Here is a 21913-nt window from a genome sequence, read left to right on the forward strand (position 1 = left end):
GATTTAATCAACCTAACACATTATTAATATTCGTCAGGGCTAAAGCTACCTGATGTTTTAAAACGATCCCATGTAGTTGGAGGAGTCATATTTAGTCTGTAAGTATAACCACCTTTTCCAGTATTATTAGTTAAATGCTCACGATTCCCACTATATACAGTAATCTTATCACTTCTAGCTTCACCATCACTGTTAAGAATTACAGAGCGTTGAGAACCAGTGGAAATATGATCATTGTTATCAATTCCGTCTACATTATCTCTAAATTTTTTCGCCGCTACTTGAGCGTGCCATCCACCATAAGTCACTTCGCTATAAGGTGTAATGTCCCTTGCGAATGCATCTGCCCCAAAACCAATCCCGCTTGCTAATACTAAACCACCCGTTAATAACATTAATGATTTTTTCATAAATAAAAACCTCCATTTATTATTCTATAAACTAATCGCGATTAATTAATATTTTACAACTTTTTCATAATTTTACCATATTTTTACCTTAATATTTTATTTATCAATAATAATCAGAATAGTTAGATTTGTAATTGTGAGCTGATCGCATTACTATTTATAAAAAAACTTTATAAAATATTAAAAATAAAAGTTTCTCAATAAGGAAGTTCTGCTATTAATAATTTTCCTTTTCGACAACAATTACACTACGGTTCCTATTCGTAAAATAAACTTTCTCAATAGTTCACTTCGAAAAAATACCAATTATTAATTTACTTATTTGTTCTTCTATTATGTTTCAAATGCGCCAATTGCTCCTCTTGAAGAAAAAACGAGAGCTTAATGAGTATAAAGCTGTATATATGATTAAAGACTATTTTTTTATATTCCAAACCATACAAAAACACACCCAAGAGCTATCAAAGGTGTTACTTCGGCTGTTCAATCTCCTACAACAAAATGAGCGGAAATCTCATCGATATGAGAAAAAACGGTCTTTGATATATTAGGTGTCTTTTACAATTGTACCATGTTTGATAATCAAGCCGCTTAATTCAAAAAAGTGAAACCCGTTAGGGTTTATTTCGTATGCAAATCTTTCAATCACCTGCACTTGCCCTTTAGAAAAAAAACAATCTCGCCTAACATTGACTTTGCATAATCTTAGCTTGATAGCGATGTGGTGTTACCTCTTTAATGATCAACGCTATAAAGTGGTGAACTCCTCGCTACGCTTCACCTCAGTCTTCACCATTCCACCCAAAAGCAAGAAAACCTTATTAAAAATATTAAGTTAATTAATTAATGTCCTTAATTAACTTAATATTTAAATTGATAAAAAAGTGTTTATTTTTGGAAAATTATGTTGTATTCTGTAATGGAATTACAAAATATCCCAAAGGGAGGAATTGTTTTATGTTTAAAAAGTTTTTTGCTTTAATGATGGCTTGTACTCTATTTCTTATTCCTACGTTGTCTTCAGCAGCGACAATTGATAGTAGACAAGCGCAAAGTGCTAACCCTGAACAAATAGAAAAATTAGCAAAAGAATTTGAGTATGTTTTTACAAAGATTGTTGTAAAAGATAAGGCAACTGGTAAATACATAGTTAATAAAGAAGAGTTGGAAAAATCTCCGTATAACAATGAAGAAAAAGCAGGTATTTTAGCAAGTACTAAAATGTTAAATGATGAAGATCTATCAAGTAATGTTTACTCTAGTAATACTTGGGAAAGATGTTGGCAAGATGCACTTGGAATAGGACAATCTTTCTGGAATCAATTGAAAAAATATATAAAAGCTGAAGATTATTGGGGAGCAGCAGGATTACTTGCATTATCAGGTTATGCTTTTTCTGTTCCGGTTTTATTTGCTTTCGCATTAACTTGTGGCCCAGCTCCAGCATCATTTTCTTCAAATAAATAGTGTTTTTATAACTTGAATTTATTTGAAGAAATATTAAATAAAAAGACCATTTGCATTATTAAATTTGCAAATGGTCTTTTTATTTAAATAGTTTTTATGATACTTTTAAAGTATATTTTTATACAATTACTGTAAGGAGTTGATTTTGTATGAATATTTTAGAAAACATAAACAACGCATCTCAATTATTATTAGTTATATCTGCATTTTGTTTTTATATGTATTTAAAGAGAATTAAATTAACAAGAAAACTTACTAGTTTTGAAATCACACTGTATATAATATCACAACTGGCATATATCCTTTGGGGTATTACTCTGATTGCTAAAATATGGGGATGAGTTTTAGTGTTGTAGTAATCTATGACAAAATAGAGCCCTCTATATTTTAGATCATGCACAAATATTGGCCCGTGCAGTATTCTTTAGTTAATTAGGTGAAGTACAGCCCAACCTGCTGTCATCTACTCTAAAAAATTCCCTTTTTTCGGAATTGCATCGCCAGTAGCTGCATAAAGAGCCGCGCTGGTACAGTTGGCGAAAGAAGTTTAGGATACCCTGATGCAGGTGCACATGCGCTTGGAGTTATCTTTACGGAGATTGCGGGTAGTTTGAAATAGGAATTAGCAAGTCCCTCTGCCTTAAGGTGGAGGGACTTTTATATAGTTGATATGTAGAAGACTTCTTTCGGTGCTCTCCCTGTAAAATATGAGTTTGTTACTATTTTTGATAAAATCTTATTTCAAAAATACAACTAATATTTTTCAACATTAATATATTGAAAATAGTTAGAATATTTAAGATAATCATTTGTGAAGAAGTAAATTATAAAAAAAGGGGGAATTTATTTTGTTACGTCGTTTATCTATTTGTACAGTACTAACAGCTTTTATATTTACTTTATTTACATTTAATGGCTCTGCTTTCGCGGCTACGAATGCTACTGAAAATGAAAATGTAGTAGCAGCTTGTGCAAAGGGAGGTACGGTAGGTGTATATGGTGCAAAGATGCGCAGTGGTTATACTGTCGATTCACCTGTCTTACATACATTTAATGATGGTACGAAAATTACTGGAACATGGGTAACTGGTGAATATGTTCAAGGTCATTACAGTAATTCTAAACAGTGGTTAAAAGTTACATATAAAGGGATGACAGGTTATGTATCCCATACAACATTATATAACGTTTGCTCATAAAACTATGTACCATAATAGCTTTGGATATATTGAGCTAATCTCTTCTAGAGATTAGTTCTTTTTTATCTCTTAGTTTTTAATGGGGCATTTTTTGAAAAAGACCAACGATTCATTAAATCGATGGTCTTATGTTTATCCCGCATTAACGGGCAGTAAGACCCACACCTCAAAATTCAGCGGAAGCAAAGAAGTTAGGTGGAGGATCAACTGCCCGTAAACGCCCGATTGGTTCAACTAATAATCAGTGGGGGATGAACAAAACCCCCACTGATTAAAGTTTCACTTTATATATTATTCATTTGTATCTATATCAAATTTTCCGGTACTTTTTGCTTATTTGAGAGATTTCTTCAATCAAATTGTATTTTAGACTTAGTTTTTTTGTGATTGCAGCTTATCAATTTTCCAGTATGTTTGTAGAGGGTCTAAAGAGCTTTCAATATAAAACATATATTCATCTACGGTACCTGGTGCTTCAAAAGCTATTTTCAATTCTACCGTTTCATTTGGTTTAACTTGTATATCAGAAGGGTTTTGATCAAGCACCTTTCCTTTATAGATCTTTCCGTCTTTTTCATCTTTTAAGTTATATTTTAATTCTGATAGTCCAATCGTTTGACCTCGTACATTTTTTACAGAGACATTAACCATGACGGAATCGTTGCTAGCATTTAAATATGCACTTTGAACAGCGGCCAAGTAATAGCCTCCCTTAACACTCTCGCCAACTAATAAAATACCTTGTTCCAAGCGGCTCATATCTTCCTTTTCTTCAAAGTTTATTAATTCTTCATTTACATTTTTTGCGCTTGGTTCTTCTATTGGAGCATTTTCAACGGCACTATCTGTTTTATCTTGTGTGCAAGCAGCCGTAACACTGACTAATACTAGAATGAAAGTAAGTAATATAGATAATTTTCTCATAAAATTTATCTGTCTCCTTAAGTTTCTCAATTTTGTGCAGCTATACATATAAGATTAACATAATGTCTCATTATTGGCTCAAAATAGGTGGTATTTTAAACAACTTATTCTTTTTACTTTTAATATACATTCGATTGGTTCTCACGATATTTGTTAATCTTTTAAAACATTGGCTTAGTAATACCGAGGGTAATTATAGATATATTAATCATGTAATTTGTCCATATCAAAATGAACGTTTTTTGCATCTAATATATTGTAAATAGATTTTATTTTGAAAGGATGTGATTATATGGCCCATAAATCTACTGGAGTGTTTCGAGTTCCAGTCTCTGAAAATGGGATTATTCCAACTGCTCTCAACATTATGTTAAACAATGATTCACGCTGCCATACTAGTAATGTAACGGTAACTGTTAAGAGAAGCCGAAACACTTTTTTCCCAACTCAAAATGAATTAGTTGAAATCTCTCGTACTTTTGTTTCTTTAGAACCAAACAGAACAACTAAGATTGTGTTGTTTACTCCAGAATTCCAAATAGAAGATTTCCTTGATGTCATCATTAGTGGAAATAAAGATGATGTTAAGGATGTTCTTGTATATTCTTTCTTAGCAGATTCAGTAGGGCATAATCTGCCATCTACTGTTTTCAGAAATGCAGAATACACTTTTGCTTGCTGACACCGTGATGATGCATTCTTTACGGTCGTATATCTGAATTGAAATGTTAAATAGGAGTTGATTTAACATTTATTCCGTATTAACGGGCTGCCCGTAAATGCAGCAGGCGAAAAACGTGAGCTAACAGTGAAAGAGTTCGCTGAAATGTAGCAAGCAGCACTTCAAGGCATACAATCTATCGGTGAAAGATCGTTCGGTAGAGGAGCGGTAGTTGGTGAAAAAACGCTTGTTGACGCACTTGGGGTTATCTTTACGGAGATTGCGAGTAGTTTGAAATAGAAATAAGAAGATCCCTTCTACCTTAAGGTGGAAGGGATCTTCTTATTATTGTTTTTTGATATATATTGCTAAATATGTTCCAATAATTAATTCTATTGTATTGAGAATAATATCAGCTACATCAAAAAAACGACTTATAAAAGGAACTAGTATTTGAGGTGGGTTTATTAACGAATTTTATATATAGCATGAATGAAAATAGGATAAATAAAACAATGTTTCCTATTATGTTTTTAAGAATTAATTGAGTAGGTACTTGTAAAAATAAAGAAAAGATACCAAAAGGAGCATTCTGCCGACTTAAATTATTTTAATATTATCGTTCTAAGTTTAAAAGCTATAGGGATTTTTTCTGTGGGATTTGTAAGTAGTTTTTACGAAATTATGAGTGTTTTTTATTTTGTAATTCAATAAGTTCATCTGGTAGCATTTTTGTATAATATTCTTTTTCTGTTAGTTCAAATATAAATAATGCTTTTTTCCAGTTATAAATAACATCTTCTACATTATGTTGTTTAATTTTTAATAAAAACTGACCTTTTAAATAGAAGAGTTCACCTAATAGGTATAACGTATTTAGATTAATTGCTAATTTGATGCCCTTATCAATGTATTTTATTGCCTCTTCATGTTGATATGTGAAGTCCAAAGATTTTGCTAAATTTAACATGATTTTCAACTTAATTTCTTTATCTCTAGGAAAATCTAACTTATTAAAATTACTTAAACATCTTTTTAATATATTAATACTTTTTTCATATTCTTTATTTTCCGCATAAAATATAGCCATTGTTTGCATAATATCTATTTCTCTTTCTGATAAAAAATCAGAATTAGTTAAAGTCAGTTTTAATGCATTATTTAAAAAATCTAAAGCATTTTTTAATGATTTATCCACTATAAATATAGCAATTGCTTCATGCCATATTAGAAATTGTTTCTCTTCTTTTGTTTGAAAATTATTTAAGTTTTTCTCTTTTTTCACTATTTCATAAAGTTCTTTATATTGTTTTTGCTTTAAGCAATCTTTTATTACGTATTTTACATTTTCTACATATTTTAATCTTTTATTTTGAGTTAGTGCAAATATATTATTTGGATCAATACCAAGTCTTTCTGATAATTGATATAGCAATATACTAGATGGATAAATCATACCTTTTTCAATCTTGCTAATTTGACTTTGTGAACATATTCCATGACATAATTCGGATTGTGATATATTTTTTTTGATTCTAAGTTCTTTAATGGTAATACCCAAATCGTTAAATTCCATTCTTCCACCTACTATTTAGCACTTTCACTTTATTAATATAAGAATATTCCCTAACCTTAATGTAATGTAAAATTAATATAGTTGCAATTATTGTTTTAAAGGAATAAGATGCTGAGACTTTTATATGTACAAAAAAGATACCTTAAGGTATCCTCGCAATTGATATATGAGACTATAGTTTTCCAATCAGAAAAAATTTTGGATCAGCCCATAAATGATATATCGTGATATTTAGTTTACTTAGTATGGATTTTTACAAACCTTCCTAATCCCTCTATTTTCCATTTGATAAAATAAAATCCTAATATTACTAATAATTAAATAAATATTTCTACATATTCAATATATTTACATAAATTACAAAAGTGGTACATTTAAGTTGTAAGTTATAAAAACTATTAAAGGGGGATTTATTATGTTCAAGAAATTAGTAGTAGGGCTATTGGCAACAGGTATTGCATTAACAGGAGGAATTGGGGCAGCTTCAGCTGATACGCAAAAAGCTGTGAGCTCTCCGAAACAAGCAACATGCTCAATTCCTTATGAGTATTCTAACGGTAAGTTCAAAAGAACTCTTTATTACTCAAATGGAGTATATGCTAATAGTTTTAATGAAAATGTTTGTGGCGGGACGATTACGTGGTATTTAAAACATGTTCAAAATGGAGTTGCTTTTTACGAAGGTAATTTAAAATAGTAGATTTTTTGAACCTCATTTATTGAGGTTCTTTTATTTTTAGTTTTTAAACTGATTTTCTATAAAAAAGACACCCTAAGGTGCCTTCTTGCGATTTGATCCATCGTAATATGGTATTGGATGCCAATCCAATTATTATTTTACCACATTAAATAGTTGCGGTTATTGAGAAACAATAAAACTCTTTATTTGAATGAAAAAAGCCCTAGGGGGACTAGGACTTTTTTCTAGAATGAATATGATTTAAAAAAGGACTTATATAACGTAACATATGAATGTTTCGTAAATGTATCAAAAAAGTGAACAAAATAGTTAATTTAAATAAAAAATATTTCCTTGTATTAAGCAGCTAGCAAAGGCTAACTGCTTAATACAAGGAGATACAGAGAAGACTAAATGGATTCTGGCATACAGCCTATCAACATTATGGACATAATATTGAGTTTTATTCAAAGGAATTCATGTTTTATAAATTAGATTATGATAGTTGATATTCTCCATATTGACCAGAAAAGAATTAAAAATTCTAGTGAAATTCCAAGTGTTCGTTTCCTATTTTTTTGAAATTCTTTTATTAAATAGCCAACAGCACTAATTGCTATAAGAATGAAAAGAATAAGTTCGAGTGTAACTGGCATTTTATCTACTCCTAATACAATAATTTATTATATAAAGATTATAAGATATTTTTATGGCTAGTGGTGAAAAATTTAATAGAACTATTTCTAAATGGATGAAATGTTTCAACAGACCAATCAAAGGTTAATACAACAAGTGTTATACAATATACGCATGGAGGGCCATCGGGCTGAAGAAATATTGGAGTATAAAGAGTTGTTAGATTAAAGGATTATTACCGAAGAAGAGTTCGAAGTGTAGAAAAAGTAATTATTAGGTATATAGATGAAACGCTCAGATGAGCGTTTTTTTATTTGTATATTCGCAAGTAAAACAACATAATATCACTATGAATCCTTATAACAATATGAATTTTTGCATATTTTAAAATTCGATATATCCCTCAAAAACTTTTAATTGTATAATATATTTTGTCATATTTTTAGATTTTTCGACATAAACCAACAAAAATAGAGAACATATTGGGAGAAGAAATTATGTACACAAAACTATTAAAATCAATTACATCACTATCACTTATTGGTGGTGCGTTGTTATATACAAATGGCAGCGATGTAAAAGCTGCTGAAGTGGGTGTTTTTTCTGATGTGCCGACATCACATTGGTCATATCCTGCGATTAAAGATTTAGCGAGTAAAAATATTATTTCAGGTTATGGAAATGGGATATTTGGTTTTGGAGATGTTGCGACAAGGGAGCAAGTTGCGGCTTTAATTTATCGAGTGTTAGTACCGAATAAACAAGGTGGTTCGTTTAGTAATGATGGAACTCGTTACGTATTAAAGGATGGATCTACGATTAAAAATCCTTACGGTGATATTAATCAAAGTTCTACAATGTTCCCAGAAGAGGTATTAACTTTAACGAATTTAGGAGTTTTTAAAGGTGATGAAAACGGCCAGTTTAGACCGAAAGCTTCTGTGAGTCGTGCGGAAATGGCACAAATTCTTACAAATGCTTTCCATCTTGCGGCTAAACAAAAACATACATTTAAGGATGTTCCAAATCCATTTTGGGCAGAAAATGCAATTAGTGCGGTGCAGTCAAATGGAATCGCAGATGGCACAGGGAACGGGAATTTTGAACCGTATGGCACAGTAACACGTGAACAGTATGCGCAGTTTTTATATAAAACTTTGAAATATAAAAATGCCGATGTGAAAGATACAGGAGATGCGGCATTATTAACAGCGTTTAAAGAGGAAGTACAAAAGCGTATTAATACGTATGAAACGACTATTACACTTCCATATAAAACGAAAAATAATAATACAGACGAAGTGATGAATACACTTTTTAACGCATATAAAGAAGTTGCAAGTAAAAATGAGTATACAAATTATAATAGATCGAATGTTTCATATGGACTTTCTGGATCACCTGGAAATTATACATTTACGCTTAAGATTACATATCGTGAAACGAAAGAACAGACGGAATATGTCATGAAACAAGCGAAAGCAATCGTTTCTTCTATTACTCAAGTTGGAATGGATGATCACGAAAAAGTGAAGGCGATTCATGATTACGTAGTAAAACATGTTTCTTATGATACGTCTTATAAAGCTTACACAGCATATGAGGCACTTGTAAATCGTTCTGCGGTTTGCCAAGGTTACGCACTATTAACTTATCAATTGTTAAAAGAAGCAGGAATTGAAAATCATTTCGTGACAGGAACTGGGGACGGACAACCTCATGCTTGGAATTTAGTGAAAATCGAAAACAAATGGTATCACCTTGATACAACATTCGATGATCCGGTGCCAGATGAGCAGGGCCGCGTAACGTATTCGTATTTTAACTTATCAGATGAGCAAATAACAAGAAATCATGAGTGGAACCGCGGAGATTACCCGCAAGCTACAACAAACTATTATAGTACACTGACAAATAAAATTGCGGCAGGTAGTAAGAAAACGCCTGCATATCAGCAAATATTAAAAGATACAAAGTTAAACTATTTAGGAAATGAATATATTGCAAATAACTATACCGAATTAAAAAATAAAATGCAGCAGCGTTATAGTGCAAAACCAGAGAAAATTGAAGTGCTGTACAAGCAATCAATGAATGGTGCACTGCAAGATGTGAAAAAGGTAATTGGCGAAATCGATTATCCGCAAGGGGCAAACCGAGTTTCTTATAAAGCGGAGCCTTACAATGCGAAAGAAGGGTATTCTTTAGTGACGATTACGTTTACGTATTAAGAATGAGAAAAAGCATCTGTTTCAGATGCTTTTTTTTATTATATTGATTCGACAAAATATGACAGTTGAAAGCGAATTGGTCTGTTATGATAATTTTTTAAATTTTACATTTTGGAGGATTAATCATGAACAAAAAGAAGATTTCCGCTGCGTTAATAGGAATTGTAGCCTTATTTATAATTATTAATGTAGTTGTTATGAAAGAGAAAACGACATCAACCAGTGAAAAAATGTACTCTGAGAAAGAATATAATAAATTAGTAGATGAACATTTTGAAGAAACGCAAAAGTTGAAAAGTGATATGAGTGTGTTAGAAACTGAAAAAAAATCTCTTGATGAGCAAGTGAAGAAGTTAAAAGATGAGTTAGCGAAAAAAGAGCAACAAGTAGCGCAGCAGCCGGTTCAACAAGAACAACCAAAGCAGGAACCACAACAACCAGCACCAGCGCAACAGCCGGAAAAGAAAGAAGAGCCAAAACCAGAACAACCTACTGGAGCATTCGAAAATCCAATGAAAAGCATAAACAAAACAGAGGCAATGAATAAAGTAAAAGAAAAGGCGAAGAAAGACTTCCAAGATGATTATATGACACAAAACTTTGTTGCGGAGGAACAATCAAAAGCATTTGATTTCTTAAACAGTATTGAAATTAAATCACAAGAAGAATTAAATGTAATGAAGAATGCATTGAAAGATTTTTCTAACGACTTTATGACCGCGAAGTTTGTTTATGAAGAGCAAATGAAGGCGAAGAATAAGCAAGGATAAAACAAAAACGCTATCTTTTAAAAAGGTAGCGTTTTTGTTTTGGGTTATAAAGTTATTCCTACATTTGACATATACAGTTTGACTGTATAAAATGAAACTATTCAGTTGAACTATATAGTTTAGCTATATACTTATCGTTACATTGGAGGTCTTTATGAATAGAGATAAAAATTTACCATTAACGGAAACAACGTATTACGTTCTTTTAGCTTTATTAGAGCCAGCTCATGGATATTTAATTATGCAAAAGGTGGAGGAACTGAGTAATCATCAAGTGAAAATCGCAGCGGGTACATTGTATGGTGCGGTTGAAAATTTATTAAAACAAGGGTTAATAGAATCGGTAAAAAGCGAAGATAAACGAAGAAAAGTGTATGTCATTACGGAACGCGGGAAAGAAGTATTGCATTTAGACTTTATGAGAATGCAGCACATTATTGCGGTTACAAAAAGTTTATTACACGTATAGTTAGGGGGAAACGATGATGTGGAGATTGAAATTCTTTTTAGACTTTGAGAAAGAGGAAAAATGGTTAGAGGAGATGGCTTGGAAAGGCTATCAACTAGAAAGCAATACATTTGGTTATACATTTAGATATACAGAACCGGAAGATGCGACGATTAAAATAGACCATAGAGTATTTAGTAGAAAAAGTGATTTTATTAATTACTGCACATTATTTGAAGATAGTGGCTGGGAGCATATAGCTGGTAATAGGTGGTCAGGTACGCAATATTTTAAAAAGGTAGATGAAGAAAGTGAAGATGACATTTTTTCAGATCCAATGTCACGAGCAGGGAAGTATAAGCGTCTATCTAAAACATTTTTAGAATTAGCGATCTGTTATTTGCCGATATTATTTTTATTTATGTATAGTAATACAATGAATTTAGGAGCCTTTGTAAATCCGAAAGAACTATACTTGACGCCAGGATTATGGGATAAGCAAGGTGTATCATTTCTATGGTCATTCTTATTTGAAACGCCATTTGCATTAATGAGAGGACTTTTTTTGACATTTATCCCCGTTGTGACATGTATGTATTTTGTTTGCTCGTATAAAGCAAATCGGTTGTATGAAGAGAGAAGGTGATAGGATGGATCCCCTTAAAGTAGATACTTTGGGGGTTTTTTTATGTATAAATAGGTTGTTTGGTAATTGTTAACATTAATTCCTTTTGTTTGTGTTTAAATTTGATATAATTTTAATAATATTCCTTAGGAGGATGATTATCATTAATATACTTTTAGGTATTATTGGAGCAATTGTTTTACTGGCTTTTGTTATCCATCCAGGAGTCCCAGACAAACGTGTCCCTCTACAAAATAAACTTGCAGTAATTCTTCCATTGATTGTTATAGCTGGTTTAATTTCCTTGTATATATAATTAAAACAAGTACTTATCAAGTAACATTAAGATAGGTAGAGAAGTATATATGCTTTTCTACCTATGCGTAGTTTAGTAAAAATGCTCATCAACTTTTTCATCGCTATTGTTCTTTTGTTAATTGCTGTATGGACTGCAAACGGACCTAATATAGAAGATCAGCATAAATAAACCATTGTATTTCTCAATAAACAAAACAATTAAACATGGTTCAAGTCGGAGAAAGGCACCTTAGGCTGTCTATTCTTTTTTTGATATGGTTTATTAGAGGTCACCATATCAAAAAAATTGTACGTCTAGACGCATTTTAAATACAAAATAACCGATTCCTTATACGTTAAGAAACCGGTTATTTATTTGCCTACTTTTTTAGGGGGCTTTTTTTTGTAATGGTTTTAAATGATTGATTTAAGGTTATAAACTTAAATCATAAATAAAAGATAGAGTAAAAACTATATAAGAAATAAATATAACGAAAACAAGAAAACATATAAACTGAGAATTAGATACATATTGTTCTATTCTTTTTTTCATGTTAATTCGTATTGTTTTTCAAATGTGAAGTATCAATTGGAATTTGACCTTTCCAAGATCCAATTACTTTTCCAATTCTAGTTATATTTACATCTAAAGTAAGGGGCTGTTTAAAAGCGTCTTTTCCTTTAGAATCTATAACAAATGTAGCAACACCTTCAGGTTTATCATTATCACGAATGCCTACATCATTTAGTTTTTTACCTGCTGCCATAAGTTCAAAAGGAAGACGATCATCTGAATCATGGATAAATGATAGTCTCCCGTCATTTTTAATCTCAGGGTTTTCCTCTTGTTGCCCATTAATTTTACCATCATTTTCAAGATTTAATCCTGATGTATCAAATTCAAATGGTACTAAATTACCATCAGCTTTTTCCATTCTATAATGAACTGATATACGTGCATCTGCGATAAATACTTCTTTGAGATGTACAGTAATACCTTGATCTGTAATTTTTTCATCAATAGGAATATATTTACCATTCTTCATCATATCTTGTATGACACCATTTTCATCTCCTATTCCTTCATTTACAACTTTATCATTTGTAATTGCATCAGAAAAATATGAAGCAACATTTGTAGCCGCCACTTGTACTTGTGGAATCATTGCTGTTGTAAAAAGTGCAGCTGCAGCTACTGCTGTATAAATGAAACGTTTTGATTTTTTACTCATGTTTGTAAACATTCCCTTCTTTTGGTGCTTTTTGTGATTTATATTAGAAACATTGTCTAACTTGGAAAGGCTTTCAAATGTTTTCCATGCTTGTTCTATATCAATTTTGATTTCTTGTGGTGAATTTGCAGATTCTTCATCTAGCATTACGTTTTCCCATTGATTTAATTTACTAATTTCTACTAATAAATCTTGGCATGCTTCACATGTATCTAGGTGCTTTGTGAATTCCTTTCTTATATCATGAGAAAGTTCTCCATCAATATATGTTTGAATAAACCCGATATCATAACATTTCATTTGTTATGCCTCCTCCATTTGTTTATAAATCTTGCGGAATTTCATTTTTGCTCGGACCAATAATGTTCCAATAGAAGATATTTCAATTTGAAGTACTTCTGCAATTTCTTTATATTGAAAACCAGAGAATTTCATTAGTAAAAGGGTTCGTTCTCGATCATTCATTTTATTTAGTATCGTTTGGACCTTTGTAATTTCTTCTTTTCTTATCCAATCATCGTCTAATGATGAAACATTTTGTACTTCATGGTATTGTATTTCTTTATCAATCTTCGCTTGCTGCCTTTTTTCAGATCGAAAATGGTTATAAGCTACATAAGTAGAAGATTTAATCAACCATCCAGGTATGTTTTCAATTCCTTTCCAATCGCTACGATATAATTGTAAAAATACTTCTTGTGCTAACTCTTCAGCGATAGATTGATCTTTAACAATCCAGATGATTTGTTTCACAGCGTAAGCATAGTACTGCTTAAATAAATCTTCAAAGGTCATATCAGAAGCATGACTTTCTTCATTTTCTATGGTTAACATGTCCGTTTAAACCTCACTTTCAATTTGATACCTGTATTATAGAGAAACCAGAAAAACGGATTTTGTGACAGTTTTTTTGGATATTTTTTTATATTTTTTATCCCGCATTAACGGGCAGTAAGACCCCCACCTCAAAATTCAGCGTAAGCAAAGAAGTTAGGTGGGGGGCGGGCTGCCCGTAAAAGTCCGATTGGTGGGGGTTAATAATCAGTGGTGGATGAACACCCCCCACTGATTAAAGTTTCACTTTATTTTGGCATAATTTAAGTCTTCTATTTTCATGAATATGTATAATTACATAAAATTTTAGTGAAAAAGAGAGTATACTTTCGTATTGTGTAATAAAGATAAAGCCCGCCTACGGAAATAGGCGGGCTTTTTTTTACATATAAAGAAAAGACACTCACATGAGTGTCTTTTCCGATAGTTTTTTAGCAGAAGCAAGCAGCTCCAACGATAATTAATAAAATAAACAATACAACTAATAAAGCAAATCCTCCAGCGAAGCCACAGCCGCCACAACTACCACCAAAGCCCATAACAGTTCCTCCTTTTAATAGGAAGGGAAAACCAAGGGGTCACTCATGTGTTTTAACGGATTCCATTTACTTTATGCTTTTACGAATGAATGGAGCAGGTCCTTTTCAAAATAGATTTATCTCGCTATTTGCTGGGTAGTAAGACCCCGATTGGTGAGGGCTAATTAAAGTTTCACTTTATTCTTTAAAAGCGAATAAATGAAAAATAAAATATCCAAAAATATAGATGGAAATCCGCTTTTATACCTTGCACTAAAAGAATACTAACATTATATATTATAAGGAATACTTGTCCTTAATTGTAAATGAAAGGGGGGAATTGGTATGAGTTATGGCTATGGTCACCCTCCGAAAAAATGTTGTGAACATCACAATGAGACTTTATCAACGGGTGTATTACGTAGACATTCTGCTACGTTGTTTCTTACTGTGGAGGCTATGAATGTTGATCCAGATGATACTCGTAGAGTAACTGTTGAAATGTTTGATTGGTCATCTGGTTCTCCGGTATTGTTACCATTAATAGACCCTTCAACACAAACATTGCCACCTAATCGATATGTTACTTTTCGTTCAGCAGCTCTTCCTCCAGCACTGTTTGCTTATGAAGTAAGAATCATTCGTCCGAAAGATAGAGATGTTGTTACGAATGTTTTTGGTCTTAGTGCAATCGTATTTAACCCACAAGAAGGAAATAATGTTTTACAACATGATTTAGCAAAATTAGACCTTAAATAGATCTTATAAAAGTCTATTTATTGGGTATGATTAAACAAAAGAGTAGGATGTAATCCTACTCTTTTTTTAATGTTAACTAGAATTTTAAAAGAAATCCTTCATCATTTTAGTATCTTTAATATTCACTATCACACTTTCTACCTTATCTTTCTTCTCATCTTTGGCAATTGTAATTTGTTCCTTATTATCAACCCAAACAAGAAACTCTTCTTTTTCGTCATCTTTATATGTAACGGTTATAGTAGAATGCACAGATTGTTTCTTTTTTTGATCTAAAGTGATAGTTTTAGGTGTTCCATTTTGAACTGCTGAAACGATAGATTTTATCATTTCTTCATTATCTGTTTGAGATTTGGAAGTAGTATTATTTGTTGTTTTCAGTATTTCAATGTCGGTAATATTTGCGGAGTTTAATTGAAAGGTATTTTGTGTATGTTCTTGCTTAACTTGTGAAGATTTATCTGTAACCGAGGTACTTGTACAACCTATTAAAGTGAAAGATAGAGCGGTTAGAGCGCATATAGATATGATTTTTTTCATATTATCCCTCCTTACGTTCAATTATAACAATTTTCCGTTAATTTAGGAGGTTATTGTAAGTAGAAGATGTTTTAAAGTGGTAAATGATGTTGTTTATTTTCTATTAAAATCAAAATTCACATAACTTTTTTTGAATTTTATGTTTAACATTTCGAAAATAGGTGTACTACATATAATATAACAAATAATTCATTTTAAAGGAGGAAGTTAAAGATGGAAACGAAGTATAGTAAACCTTTTGTATATGAATTTATTACGGAGAAAGAGGTCATGAATGCAGCGAATGATCTAGTGAAGAAAGGAATAGAACAAAAAGATATTTACGTATTAACACATGAGAAAGATAGGACAGATAGAATTGCAGACAATGCAGACGTGAATACAATTGGGATAAAAGAGGAGGGACTTGGGACAAGCATTATTAACGTCTTTCAAAAAACAGGAGATCAGTTAAGAAATAAGATGCAGGAGTTAGGGCTTAATGAGGAAGAAGCGAACTTTTATGAAGAAAAGCTGGATGAAGGGAAAATCTTGTTATTCGTTAAGGATTTAGAAAGAGTCGGTGAATGGTTACAAGAAAGAAGATGCATGTATTCTATTTAAATTTGTATCCTTTAAATCTATAAATCTATTACGAAAAGGAGATGGGAAATATGAGTGAGAGCGGGCTAAAAGAACAAATTACGGGTAAAGTTGAAAAGAAAAAAGGACAAATAAAAGAAGGAATTGGTGAAGTTACAGAAGATAGAGAGTTGAAAAATGAAGGGAAGTGGGAGAAGACGAAGGGAACTATAAAAGAAAAAGTCGGAAAAGTGAAACAAAAGATAAGCGATGAGTTGGATAATAAAGAATAATACATTTTCATCAAGCTTTGGTTACATACCAAAGCTTGATGAATCCAATATAAAAATAATATAGGAGGTTTAATTGTGGGACTTATTATTACGTGTATTGTAGGTGGACTTATTGGTGCGTTAGCTGGAATGATTACAGGGAAAGACTTTCCTTTAGGTATAGTTGGTAATGTAATTGCTGGATTAATCGGATCTTGGGTTGGTAGTGCATTATTTGGTCACTGGGGTCCTGAATGGGGAGGCATCTTTATTCTTCCAGCTTTATTAGGCGCAATCGTCTTTATTTTAATCGTCACATTCTTCTCTAGAATGCTACGGAAAGCGTAAGTATGATAATGAATAGTAATTTTAAGTTTGTTATATATAGCGATAGGGTTAATGAACTGATAAATATACATAAAAAAGCATCCAATGAAAATAATTTGGATGCTTTTTTAATGTAATCTGCATAGGAATGAGCGGGGGGATGAAGGCCCCCGCTCATTGAAATTACACTTTTTATTATGTATTAAACCATCGTTACTTTTTCACAATTATTTATTCTTACGACTTGCCTTGGCTCTATATGAGATAAGTCCTCGTTATTACCTATATCAACTACAATTGTATTTGTTAGTATATTAATAATGGAACCAACTAACTTTGTAGCATGATCGTGTCGATAAGAAAATTGAACGAAATCTCCCTTTTTAAAGTTGTGCTCTTCCATAGATAGATCCCCCTAAAAATAATGTTTATACATTATACATACACAAATTTATAAGGTTTAAACATTCGGTAGTATTTTTTTTAGTGTTAAGCTGAGAAAGGTGTAGAAAATTTATTTATAATGAAAATAAAAAAATATGTTTAAAACTAATTTTTATGGGTAATTAAATAGTAAAAGTTTGAGATAAGGGGGCGGAAATGATGAATTTGGAAATAAATATTTTGCAAAATGATGTAGGTTATACGGTACAACTTAATGGTGAGATTGATGCGTATACGGCATCAGATTTAAAAAATAAGGTAATGCCTATTACAAGCGAAAAAGAGGTTCATATTGTAGTAGATTTTCATAACGTAGATTATATGGATAGTACTGGTTTAGGTGTTTTTATAGCGCTATTAAAAGCAGTTAAGAAAAATGATGGAAAACTAGAGTTTATCGGTGTATCTAAAAGATTAAAAAGATTATTCGATATTACAGGGTTAACAGAAATATTAAATTTGAATTCCGATTTTGAAAAAGTAGAAAGAAGGTGACTAGGGATGATGGAGAGATTTGAAAAGATAGAAATGAAAATTCCTGCAAAGGCAGAATATGTGGCTATTATTCGTTTAACAATGGCTGGTGTTGCGAATCGAATGGGCTTTGCTTATGACGATATAGAAGATATGAAAATTGCTATTAGTGAAGCATGTACAAACATTGTACAACATGCATATAAAGAAGACGTTGGAGAAATTACAATTGTCTTTGGTCTATATGAAGATCGATTAGAAATTATGGCTGCGGATAATGGAGTTAGCTTTGATTTCAGTAGCTTAAAAAGTAAAGTCGGTCCGTATGATATTAATAAACCAGTAGAACATTTGCCGGAAAATGGTTTAGGTTTATATTTAATCAATACGTTAATGGATGATATACAAATCATGCATGATGAGGGCATGACAGTTTTAATGACAAAATATATACAAAGAGAGCAGGTGGAGAATGATGGAAATCCAATCTCAACCTACAACTCTTACTAAAGAAGACGTTATTAAGCTAATTGCAGAATTCCAACAAAACCAATGTAATGAAGCGCAGGAAAGGTTAGTTGATCATTATAAAAATCTCGTATATTCCATTGCATATCGCTATTCAAAAGGCGGGCCGATGCATGAGGATATTATACAAGTAGGGATGTTAGGGCTCTTAGGCGCAATAAGAAGGTATGATTATTCGATAGGGAATGCTTTTGAGCCGTTTGCAATACCTACAATAGTAGGCGAAATAAAGAAGTATTTACGTGATAAAACTTGGGGTATTCATGTTCCAAGGCGAATTAAAGATTTAGGCGGGAAAATTAAACTTGCGATAGAGGAGTTAACAGATCACCTGCAACGTTCACCGAAGATAATAGAAATTGCAAATCATTTAGGACTATCGGAAGAGGAAGTTCTAGAGATTATGGATGCGAAAAATAATTATCGAGTATCTTCCTTAGATGATGTAGTTGAAAATTCATCTGATGGAAGTTCGGTAGCGAGAATTGAATCTGTAGGTGAAGTAGAGCAAGGATATGAACAGACAGAAAGACGTCTCGTTTTAGAGGATATTTTTAACGTATTAAATGATACGGAAAAGAGTGTTATTCATTATATATTTGGAGAAAATTTAAATCAAAAAGATACAGGAGAACGGTTAGGTATTTCGCAAATGCACGTTTCTCGTATTAAAAGACAAGCGATAAGTAAATTGAAGCAAGCTGCATTTTTAGATACATAAAAATTTTAAATAATTATGTTTAAAACATGAGGAAAGGGGTACTTATTAAGTATAGGAGGAGATATAAAAATGTCACACGATGTGAAAGAACTAATCGAAGGATTGAATGAAGATTTAGCAGGAGAATACTCAGCAATTATTATGTATAACCATAATGCAGCTACAGTTTCTGGTATATATAGACAAGTATTGAAACCTTTCTTTGAATCTGAAATTAGTGATGAACAAGGACATGCCCTATATTTAGCGGAGAAAATTAAGACGTTAGGTGGTACACCTACTACGATCCCTTTACCAGTGAAACAAGTAGAAGATGTTAGAGAAATGTTAGAATCCGCTAGACAATCAGAATATGAAACAATTAAGCGTTATGAAACGAGAAAAGAACAGGCAGCGAAATTAAATATGACAGAGTTAGTTGTAAAACTAGAAGATATGATTGCAGATGAAACAAATCATATGGAAGAATTAGATCGTCTTTTAAATGATAAAGCAATGGTGTTAAATTAAAAGTAGAAATTTATACAGTGAAAGAACAAATTCCTATTTCTAGGGGTTTGTTCTTTTGTTGTATAAATATGTTTGAGTACGAAATTTTCATTTTGTAACTGAGTATGTAATACTAGAAAAATAGAAAATGATAATAGATTTACATTTTAAATAAGAAAAGGGGAAATAACTTGTGTCCATTTTAATTGTTGATGATAATCCGGTTAACATATTTGTAATTGAGAAAATTTTAAAACAAGCCGGATATCATGATCTTGTATCGCTCAATTCTGCACAAGAGCTCTTCGAATACATACAGTTTGGAAAAGATTCTTCCAGGCATAATGAAATTGACTTAATACTATTAGATATTATGATGCCTAAAATTGATGGACTTGAAGTTTGTAGGCGATTACAAAAAGAGGAGAAGTTTAAAGATATTCCTATTATTTTTGTTACAGCTTTAGAGGATGCAAATAAGTTGGCCGAAGCTCTTGATATGGGGGCAATGGATTATATTACGAAACCTATAAATAAAGTTGAACTATTAGCACGTATGCGTGTAGCGTTACGCTTGAAATCGGAATTAAATTGGCATAAAGAACAAGAAGAAAATCTTCGGAATGAACTAGATTTAGCTACGCAAGTACAAAGAAACTTATTAAGTAGCCCATTAAGAGAAGATTATATAAAAATTGAAGCAAGTTACTTACCTTCATTTAAATTAGCTGGAGATATGTATTATTGGTATAAAATCGATGAAAACCGCTACGGTATTATATTATTAGACGTGATGGGACATGGTATATCTGCTTCATTAGTTTGTATGTTTATTTCGTCTGTATTACGTGAAACGATTAAATCTTTAATCGATCCAGAACTTGTCATTAAAGACTTAAATAAATATATGACTCTTTTACATAATGAGAATGACGATATTCCATATTATTTTACAGCGATATATTTAGTAGTAGATACAGAAAAGAGAACGATTGAATATGTAAATGCAGGGCATCCTTCTGGATACGTTTTAGTTGATGAAACAAATATGGTTGAACTAAATCGCGGGAGTTGTGCGGTAGGATTTTTTGATGAAATAAAAGTTGAAAAGACAGTTATACCTTTTGAGAAGAACGCTCAAATCGTATTGTTTACAGATGGTGTTCTTGAAGCAATTGCAAATGATGAATTTGAGGCTGAAGAGAAATTACGTACTTTTACAGAAAGAAAATGGGGAGATTTAGAAGGCGAGATAGAAGGGTTTTATAAGGGAGAACAGAAGAAAGCACAATCAGATGATATGTGCCTAATTATGATACAAACGAATGCAAAATAAAAAGCGTATGAAATCCAAACAGAGGATTTCATACGCTTTTTATCCCGCATTAACGGGCAGTAAGACTCCCACCAAAAAATTTAGTCTGAAGCAAAGAAGGCAGGTGGGAGATCAACTGTCCGTAAACGCCCGATTGGTGAGGGCTGATAATCAGTGGGGAATCCCCCCATCTGATTAAAGTTTCACTTTATTGTATTTTTTGATAAATTTGTTCGCTAGGATTAAATTGGGTATAATGCGGCATTATATCTGAAAAACGAAGAGTTTCTTTATTCCCTAAACATAGAAATCCATTGTGACTTAAACTTTCATAAAATAGTTGCTGCACTTGGTTTTGAAGTTTACTTGTAAAGTAAATTAAAACGTTACGACAAAGTATAATATGAAACTCGTTAAAAGATTGATCGGTTACTAAATTATGCTGTGCAAAAATAATGTTTTGTAAAAGTGATGGATTGAAATAAGCAAAACGACTATCCGTCGAATAATAGTTAGAAAATGCTTGTGTACCGCCAGCTTGTAAATAGTTTTTCGTGTAAGTTTGCATTTTATTTAATGAAAGTATGCCTTGTTTTGCTTTTTCTAACACATTTGTATTCATATCTGTTGCATAAATAACAGCCTTTTCACTTAATCCTTCTTCGTGAAGTAAGATGGACATTGATAATACTTCTTCACCAGTTGCGCATCCAGCATGCCAAATTCTAATTTCAGGATGTTTTTTCAATTCAGGAATAACATGCTCTCTTAGCGCTTTAAAAAAAGCAGGATTACGGAACATCTCAGTTACATTAATGGAGAAATCATTTAATAACTGTTCTAAAAACCCTTCTTCATGAATTACTTTTTCAATTAATTTTGAAATGGTAGGGATATTAGAGAGCTGCATTCTATTGCAAATCCTTCTATAAATAGATGTGCGAGCATATTGGCGAAAATCAAATCCTGATAGTTT

The 21913-nt window shown here is 31.9% G+C and carries 29 protein-coding genes and 1 pseudogene; 21 read left to right on the forward strand and 9 right to left on the reverse strand.

Annotated elements, in window-relative coordinates; genetic code table 11:
• Positions 1–23: 23 nt before the first annotated feature.
• Positions 24–410, reverse strand: coding sequence for a hypothetical protein (locus MR160_RS19070; RefSeq protein ID WP_073524757.1), 387 nt, complete (start codon positions 408–410; stop codon positions 24–26).
• Between the two features lie 305 nt (positions 411–715).
• On the opposite strand from MR160_RS19070, the pseudogene MR160_RS19075 reads away from it, so the two are divergent.
• From MR160_RS19075 to MR160_RS19095, 5 genes and pseudogenes are all read left to right on the forward strand, one after another.
• A pseudogene (locus tag MR160_RS19075) lies at positions 716–1005 on the forward strand (IS4 family transposase); the annotation flags it as partial.
• Positions 1006–1367: 362 nt separating this feature from the next.
• Positions 1368–1877: a hypothetical protein gene (locus MR160_RS19080; protein ID WP_098617805.1), complete on the forward strand. Its 510-nt coding sequence runs from the start codon at positions 1368–1370 to the stop codon at positions 1875–1877.
• A 149-nt stretch (positions 1878–2026) separates the two neighbouring features.
• Complete coding sequence (locus MR160_RS19085) at positions 2027–2218, forward strand: hypothetical protein (RefSeq protein ID WP_001022918.1); 192 nt, start codon at positions 2027–2029, stop codon at positions 2216–2218.
• 134 nt (positions 2219–2352) lie between these two features.
• Positions 2353–2496, forward strand: coding sequence for a DAK2 domain-containing protein (locus tag MR160_RS19090; RefSeq protein ID WP_136804073.1), 144 nt, complete (start codon positions 2353–2355; stop codon positions 2494–2496).
• Between the two features lie 229 nt (positions 2497–2725).
• Positions 2726–3076, forward strand: a complete 351-nt coding sequence (locus tag MR160_RS19095) for an SH3 domain-containing protein (RefSeq protein ID WP_000946191.1) — start codon at positions 2726–2728, stop codon at positions 3074–3076.
• A gap of 372 nt (positions 3077–3448) precedes the next feature.
• On the opposite strand, the gene MR160_RS19100 is transcribed toward MR160_RS19095, so the two are convergent.
• A complete protein-coding gene (locus MR160_RS19100) occupies positions 3449–4000 on the reverse strand; it encodes a hypothetical protein (protein WP_001228900.1) in 552 nt (183 codons plus the stop codon).
• 292 nt (positions 4001–4292) lie between these two features.
• On the opposite strand from MR160_RS19100, the gene MR160_RS19105 reads away from it, so the two are divergent.
• Positions 4293–4682: a hypothetical protein gene (locus tag MR160_RS19105; RefSeq protein WP_000940658.1), complete on the forward strand. Its 390-nt coding sequence runs from the start codon at positions 4293–4295 to the stop codon at positions 4680–4682.
• Positions 4683–5343: 661 nt separating this feature from the next.
• On the opposite strand, the gene MR160_RS19110 is transcribed toward MR160_RS19105, so the two are convergent.
• Positions 5344–6237 carry a helix-turn-helix domain-containing protein gene (locus MR160_RS19110; protein WP_000395471.1) on the reverse strand — a complete coding sequence of 298 codons (894 nt, stop codon included), beginning with the start codon at positions 6235–6237 and terminating at the stop codon, positions 5344–5346.
• Positions 6238–6652: 415 nt separating this feature from the next.
• Here MR160_RS19110 and MR160_RS19115 point away from each other — a divergent pair, with 415 nt between their 5' ends.
• From MR160_RS19115 to MR160_RS19140, 6 genes are all read left to right on the forward strand, one after another.
• On the forward strand, positions 6653–6934 hold the full coding sequence (locus tag MR160_RS19115; protein ID WP_000473837.1) for an LCI fold-containing protein: 282 nt from the start codon (positions 6653–6655) through the stop codon (positions 6932–6934).
• 1115 nt (positions 6935–8049) lie between these two features.
• Positions 8050–9783, forward strand: coding sequence for an S-layer homology domain-containing protein (locus tag MR160_RS19120; RefSeq protein WP_081143649.1), 1734 nt, complete (start codon positions 8050–8052; stop codon positions 9781–9783).
• A 125-nt stretch (positions 9784–9908) separates the two neighbouring features.
• A complete protein-coding gene (locus MR160_RS19125) occupies positions 9909–10553 on the forward strand; it encodes a hypothetical protein (protein ID WP_001035230.1) in 645 nt (214 codons plus the stop codon).
• Positions 10554–10707: 154 nt separating this feature from the next.
• On the forward strand, positions 10708–11022 hold the full coding sequence (locus MR160_RS19130; RefSeq protein ID WP_001078063.1) for a PadR family transcriptional regulator: 315 nt from the start codon (positions 10708–10710) through the stop codon (positions 11020–11022).
• 13 nt (positions 11023–11035) lie between these two features.
• Complete coding sequence (locus MR160_RS19135; RefSeq protein WP_002083001.1) at positions 11036–11647, forward strand: DUF2812 domain-containing protein; 612 nt, start codon at positions 11036–11038, stop codon at positions 11645–11647.
• Between the two features lie 133 nt (positions 11648–11780).
• A complete protein-coding gene (locus tag MR160_RS19140) occupies positions 11781–11942 on the forward strand; it encodes a hypothetical protein (RefSeq protein WP_000583951.1) in 162 nt (53 codons plus the stop codon).
• A gap of 535 nt (positions 11943–12477) precedes the next feature.
• Here the strand turns inward: MR160_RS19140 and MR160_RS19145 are convergent.
• The 3 genes from MR160_RS19145 to MR160_RS19155 all read right to left on the reverse strand — a co-directional run bounded on the left by MR160_RS19145 (position 12478) and on the right by MR160_RS19155 (position 14528).
• Positions 12478–13455, reverse strand: a complete 978-nt coding sequence (locus MR160_RS19145) for a DUF4179 domain-containing protein (RefSeq protein ID WP_242297870.1) — start codon at positions 13453–13455, stop codon at positions 12478–12480.
• Positions 13456–13458: 3 nt separating this feature from the next.
• Positions 13459–13989, reverse strand: a complete 531-nt coding sequence (locus MR160_RS19150) for an RNA polymerase sigma factor SigX (protein ID WP_000955505.1) — start codon at positions 13987–13989, stop codon at positions 13459–13461.
• Between the two features lie 431 nt (positions 13990–14420).
• Entirely contained in the window at positions 14421–14528 is a 108-nt protein-coding gene (locus MR160_RS19155) for a YjcZ family sporulation protein (RefSeq protein WP_000505670.1), read from the reverse strand.
• A gap of 324 nt (positions 14529–14852) precedes the next feature.
• Here MR160_RS19155 and MR160_RS19160 point away from each other — a divergent pair, with 324 nt between their 5' ends.
• Positions 14853–15266: a hypothetical protein gene (locus tag MR160_RS19160; protein WP_000120211.1), complete on the forward strand. Its 414-nt coding sequence runs from the start codon at positions 14853–14855 to the stop codon at positions 15264–15266.
• 84 nt (positions 15267–15350) lie between these two features.
• Here MR160_RS19160 and MR160_RS19165 read toward each other — a convergent pair whose 3' ends face one another.
• Positions 15351–15806: a hypothetical protein gene (locus MR160_RS19165; protein WP_000720869.1), complete on the reverse strand. Its 456-nt coding sequence runs from the start codon at positions 15804–15806 to the stop codon at positions 15351–15353.
• A gap of 213 nt (positions 15807–16019) precedes the next feature.
• On the opposite strand from MR160_RS19165, the gene MR160_RS19170 reads away from it, so the two are divergent.
• The 3 genes from MR160_RS19170 (at position 16020) to MR160_RS19180 (ending at position 16987) form a co-directional block, all read left to right on the forward strand.
• Positions 16020–16409, forward strand: a complete 390-nt coding sequence (locus tag MR160_RS19170) for a YflT domain-containing protein (RefSeq protein ID WP_000448818.1) — start codon at positions 16020–16022, stop codon at positions 16407–16409.
• A 50-nt stretch (positions 16410–16459) separates the two neighbouring features.
• On the forward strand, positions 16460–16660 hold the full coding sequence (locus MR160_RS19175) for a CsbD family protein (protein ID WP_000004259.1): 201 nt from the start codon (positions 16460–16462) through the stop codon (positions 16658–16660).
• A gap of 75 nt (positions 16661–16735) precedes the next feature.
• A complete protein-coding gene (locus tag MR160_RS19180) occupies positions 16736–16987 on the forward strand; it encodes a GlsB/YeaQ/YmgE family stress response membrane protein (protein ID WP_000522902.1) in 252 nt (83 codons plus the stop codon).
• 181 nt (positions 16988–17168) lie between these two features.
• Here MR160_RS19180 and MR160_RS19185 read toward each other — a convergent pair whose 3' ends face one another.
• The gene (locus MR160_RS19185; RefSeq protein WP_000390994.1) at positions 17169–17369 is read right to left on the reverse strand and encodes a hypothetical protein; all 201 of its coding nucleotides are present in this window, start codon (positions 17367–17369) and stop codon (positions 17169–17171) included.
• A gap of 197 nt (positions 17370–17566) precedes the next feature.
• Between MR160_RS19185 and rsbV the strand changes: the two genes are divergently transcribed.
• From rsbV to MR160_RS19210, 5 genes are all read left to right on the forward strand, one after another.
• Complete coding sequence (rsbV, locus tag MR160_RS19190; RefSeq protein WP_002106052.1) at positions 17567–17905, forward strand: anti sigma b factor antagonist RsbV; 339 nt, start codon at positions 17567–17569, stop codon at positions 17903–17905.
• A gap of 6 nt (positions 17906–17911) precedes the next feature.
• Positions 17912–18394 carry an anti-sigma B factor RsbW gene (rsbW, locus tag MR160_RS19195; RefSeq protein ID WP_000970581.1) on the forward strand — a complete coding sequence of 161 codons (483 nt, stop codon included), beginning with the start codon at positions 17912–17914 and terminating at the stop codon, positions 18392–18394.
• Positions 18357–19133, forward strand: a complete 777-nt coding sequence (sigB, locus tag MR160_RS19200; RefSeq protein WP_002083014.1) for an RNA polymerase sigma factor SigB — start codon at positions 18357–18359, stop codon at positions 19131–19133. The genes rsbW and sigB overlap by 38 nt, the downstream gene beginning before the upstream one ends.
• Before the next feature lie 69 nt (positions 19134–19202).
• A complete protein-coding gene (locus MR160_RS19205; RefSeq protein ID WP_000017755.1) occupies positions 19203–19643 on the forward strand; it encodes a ferritin-like domain-containing protein in 441 nt (146 codons plus the stop codon).
• Between the two features lie 172 nt (positions 19644–19815).
• Positions 19816–20958 carry a fused response regulator/phosphatase gene (locus tag MR160_RS19210; RefSeq protein ID WP_000025524.1) on the forward strand — a complete coding sequence of 381 codons (1143 nt, stop codon included), beginning with the start codon at positions 19816–19818 and terminating at the stop codon, positions 20956–20958.
• Between the two features lie 187 nt (positions 20959–21145).
• Here the strand turns inward: MR160_RS19210 and MR160_RS19215 are convergent.
• Positions 21146–21913, reverse strand: a 768-nt coding sequence (locus MR160_RS19215) for a CheR family methyltransferase (RefSeq protein ID WP_242297872.1), incomplete at its 5' end; no start/stop codon positions are given.

The sequence above is a fragment of the Bacillus cereus group sp. BfR-BA-01382 genome (assembly GCF_022663475.1).
Classification (GTDB): domain Bacteria; phylum Bacillota; class Bacilli; order Bacillales; family Bacillaceae_G; genus Bacillus_A; species Bacillus_A thuringiensis_S.

What these genes read in the sequence shown, in the direction of transcription:
- MR160_RS19110 (WP_000395471.1), bottom strand. Translation starts at nt 6,237, where the DNA reads ATGGAATTTAACGATTTGGGTATTACCATTAAAGAACTTAGAATCAAA.
- MR160_RS19130 (WP_001078063.1), top strand. Translation starts at nt 10,708, where the DNA reads ATGAATAGAGATAAAAATTTACCATTAACGGAAACAACGTATTACGTT.
- MR160_RS19165 (WP_000720869.1), bottom strand. Translation starts at nt 15,806, where the DNA reads ATGAAAAAAATCATATCTATATGCGCTCTAACCGCTCTATCTTTCACT.
- MR160_RS19125 (WP_001035230.1), top strand. Translation starts at nt 9,909, where the DNA reads ATGAACAAAAAGAAGATTTCCGCTGCGTTAATAGGAATTGTAGCCTTA.
- MR160_RS19185 (WP_000390994.1), bottom strand. Translation starts at nt 17,369, where the DNA reads ATGGAAGAGCACAACTTTAAAAAGGGAGATTTCGTTCAATTTTCTTAT.
- MR160_RS19140 (WP_000583951.1), top strand. Translation starts at nt 11,781, where the DNA reads ATGATTATCATTAATATACTTTTAGGTATTATTGGAGCAATTGTTTTA.
- MR160_RS19105 (WP_000940658.1), top strand. Translation starts at nt 4,293, where the DNA reads ATGGCCCATAAATCTACTGGAGTGTTTCGAGTTCCAGTCTCTGAAAAT.
- MR160_RS19160 (WP_000120211.1), top strand. Translation starts at nt 14,853, where the DNA reads ATGAGTTATGGCTATGGTCACCCTCCGAAAAAATGTTGTGAACATCAC.
- MR160_RS19205 (WP_000017755.1), top strand. Translation starts at nt 19,203, where the DNA reads ATGTCACACGATGTGAAAGAACTAATCGAAGGATTGAATGAAGATTTA.
- MR160_RS19150 (WP_000955505.1), bottom strand. Translation starts at nt 13,989, where the DNA reads ATGTTAACCATAGAAAATGAAGAAAGTCATGCTTCTGATATGACCTTT.
- rsbV (WP_002106052.1), top strand. Translation starts at nt 17,567, where the DNA reads ATGATGAATTTGGAAATAAATATTTTGCAAAATGATGTAGGTTATACG.
- MR160_RS19145 (WP_242297870.1), bottom strand. Translation starts at nt 13,455, where the DNA reads ATGAAATGTTATGATATCGGGTTTATTCAAACATATATTGATGGAGAA.
- sigB (WP_002083014.1), top strand. Translation starts at nt 18,357, where the DNA reads ATGATGGAAATCCAATCTCAACCTACAACTCTTACTAAAGAAGACGTT.
- MR160_RS19120 (WP_081143649.1), top strand. Translation starts at nt 8,050, where the DNA reads ATGTACACAAAACTATTAAAATCAATTACATCACTATCACTTATTGGT.
- MR160_RS19070 (WP_073524757.1), bottom strand. Translation starts at nt 410, where the DNA reads ATGAAAAAATCATTAATGTTATTAACGGGTGGTTTAGTATTAGCAAGC.
- MR160_RS19100 (WP_001228900.1), bottom strand. Translation starts at nt 4,000, where the DNA reads ATGAGAAAATTATCTATATTACTTACTTTCATTCTAGTATTAGTCAGT.
- MR160_RS19155 (WP_000505670.1), bottom strand. Translation starts at nt 14,528, where the DNA reads ATGGGCTTTGGTGGTAGTTGTGGCGGCTGTGGCTTCGCTGGAGGATTT.
- MR160_RS19175 (WP_000004259.1), top strand. Translation starts at nt 16,460, where the DNA reads ATGAGTGAGAGCGGGCTAAAAGAACAAATTACGGGTAAAGTTGAAAAG.
- MR160_RS19135 (WP_002083001.1), top strand. Translation starts at nt 11,036, where the DNA reads ATGATGTGGAGATTGAAATTCTTTTTAGACTTTGAGAAAGAGGAAAAA.
- rsbW (WP_000970581.1), top strand. Translation starts at nt 17,912, where the DNA reads ATGATGGAGAGATTTGAAAAGATAGAAATGAAAATTCCTGCAAAGGCA.
- MR160_RS19115 (WP_000473837.1), top strand. Translation starts at nt 6,653, where the DNA reads ATGTTCAAGAAATTAGTAGTAGGGCTATTGGCAACAGGTATTGCATTA.
- MR160_RS19085 (WP_001022918.1), top strand. Translation starts at nt 2,027, where the DNA reads ATGAATATTTTAGAAAACATAAACAACGCATCTCAATTATTATTAGTT.
- MR160_RS19170 (WP_000448818.1), top strand. Translation starts at nt 16,020, where the DNA reads ATGGAAACGAAGTATAGTAAACCTTTTGTATATGAATTTATTACGGAG.
- MR160_RS19080 (WP_098617805.1), top strand. Translation starts at nt 1,368, where the DNA reads ATGTTTAAAAAGTTTTTTGCTTTAATGATGGCTTGTACTCTATTTCTT.